This is a genomic window from Bilifractor porci (genome assembly GCF_009696005.1).
GTDB classification, from domain to species: domain Bacteria; phylum Bacillota; class Clostridia; order Lachnospirales; family Lachnospiraceae; genus Bilifractor; species Bilifractor porci.
This window is the reverse complement of record NZ_VUMV01000020.1, coordinates 1-1,678: the sequence shown is the minus strand read 5'-3', so window position 1 is coordinate 1,678 and position 1,678 is coordinate 1. Positions and strand designations below refer to the sequence as shown.

The 1,678-nt window shown below is 39.2% G+C and carries 2 protein-coding genes; one reads left to right on the top strand and one right to left on the bottom strand.

Annotated elements, in window-relative coordinates:
• Nucleotides 1-608 precede the first annotated feature (608 nt).
• On the bottom strand, nt 609-824 hold the full coding sequence (locus FYJ60_RS12395; RefSeq protein WP_154458984.1) for a hypothetical protein: 216 nt from the start codon (nt 822-824) through the stop codon (nt 609-611).
• A 296-nt stretch (nt 825-1,120) separates the two neighbouring features.
• On the opposite strand from FYJ60_RS12395, the gene FYJ60_RS12390 reads away from it, so the two are divergent.
• On the top strand, nt 1,121-1,678 hold a 558-nt coding region (locus tag FYJ60_RS12390; RefSeq protein ID WP_205839106.1), incomplete at its 3' end, for a replication initiation protein.

The window sequence follows — 1,678 nt, the reverse complement described above, 5'->3', positions numbered from 1 at the left end:
TTCAATGTAAAACTATGGTTTACCGCCTCCCCTTTGATAAGGGGAATAGGCGGAAGGGTAGATCTTTTTTTCAACCCTACGAGCAAAGCGAGATAGGGCAATCCGAAGGATTGGGTATAATACCGGCTACGGGATTACACCTTGCCTCAGTTTCCGAAAAACAAAAATAAAGCTGAACTCAACCTATATTTAAATAAATAACCGATCTAAAAAGTTTGTCAATATAGCGGCTACATAAATAGATACACTGCACAACAAATAAAATGCAAATAAAAAATAGGGTAAATAATATATTGTCTTGATGGGTAGCTGTGCGTAATAGGTAGCTTTGCGTAAAAAATGCTGCTGCTACGTGAAATCTGACAAAGTTCGTGACCATCAGATCACCAGATTTTAAGGAATGGGGTTTGATCGGCGGCGACAGAAACGAGTAAAACTTGCTTTTGCTCGTTTGCTGGCGTCTATTGGTTTGAAATGCTCATAAAATCAACAGACTATAGTATATATTAGTATATACTGCATCGAGGGTTGGCCTTCTCTCACCGTTCCGGGTCGGTTTGTTCTCAAGTGGTGAAGATGGCCATCTCTCCCCTGCCCTACAGCTTCACCTACAGCTTCAGTTTTTTGAACAGGTCATCAGAACCGGAGGCCATGAAAACGTCTGTACCGGCTTCTGAGCGTTCTATAGTGTCTTGTGTCTCTTGGTTAGGATAAAACAGCTTCAAGACTTCCTGATCAAGCTCTGCTTCTGTTTCGTCATCTGGTGGCAATGTTGCATTGCTCTTACCAATCATAAAACCGAGTCTACGCTTTGGTTTCTGCATCTCATGTTCTCCTATCCAGCACAGCCAGATCCTGCATAGAGTTTAGTATACGTTACAGTGTGACTTACTCTGCAATAGCCTTCGGCCAGTGCTTCGCTGTGGTGTAGTGTCCCCAAAACTCCGTCTAATACCTGATATGGCTAATGGCACAGTTAACAACTTTTTTTTACGGATCTATTGACAACTTTTTTTGATATAGTAAAACTGTAAGAGATTATAAATAAAAGAAAAGCCCGCGTTCTCGATTAGTTTGGCGACAGTGAGAGAACGGGGCATTACAGAAAGGATACTGCTAAATGTTCAATATAGAAAATAACAGAGAGATATTAAAAAGTCAAATACCTTTAAAGCCATATGCTACTAATGATCTTGATTTTGGATTGACTATTCAAAATAAGAATAAAGCTTTAGATATGCTTTATTTACAAGTAAATCACCCGTTGTATCTTCATACAATGATATTTGATTTAGACAAAGAAAACTGCTTTTATGAGTTTGAAAATGCTCATTTGCCCATCCCGTCTTTTATAACAAAATCACCAGACTCTGGTAGATGTCATTACGGTTATATGCTTAATGCTCCGATCTCATCAACAGAGAAAAGCAGACAGAAGCCTGTCAAGTTTGCCAGAGCATTATATTACAATATGGCTACTCGTCTTGGTGCTGATCTTGGCTATGCGGGACTGATTACTAAAAACCCGCTAAATCCTCACTGGTCGCCCTTTTGGTCAGGTGCTGATTTATATGAGTTAAATGATTTAGCTGATTGTTTTGATGATTTAGAAGAACCAAAGAAAAGAGAAAATACAGATTTTGCTTTTGGTCGTAATGTTGAAATGTTCGACACCATA

Coding starts and splice junctions, on each gene's coding strand:
- FYJ60_RS12395 (WP_154458984.1), bottom strand. CDS start 824: ATGCAGAAACCAAAGCGTAGACTCGGTTTTATGATTGGTAAGAGCAAT.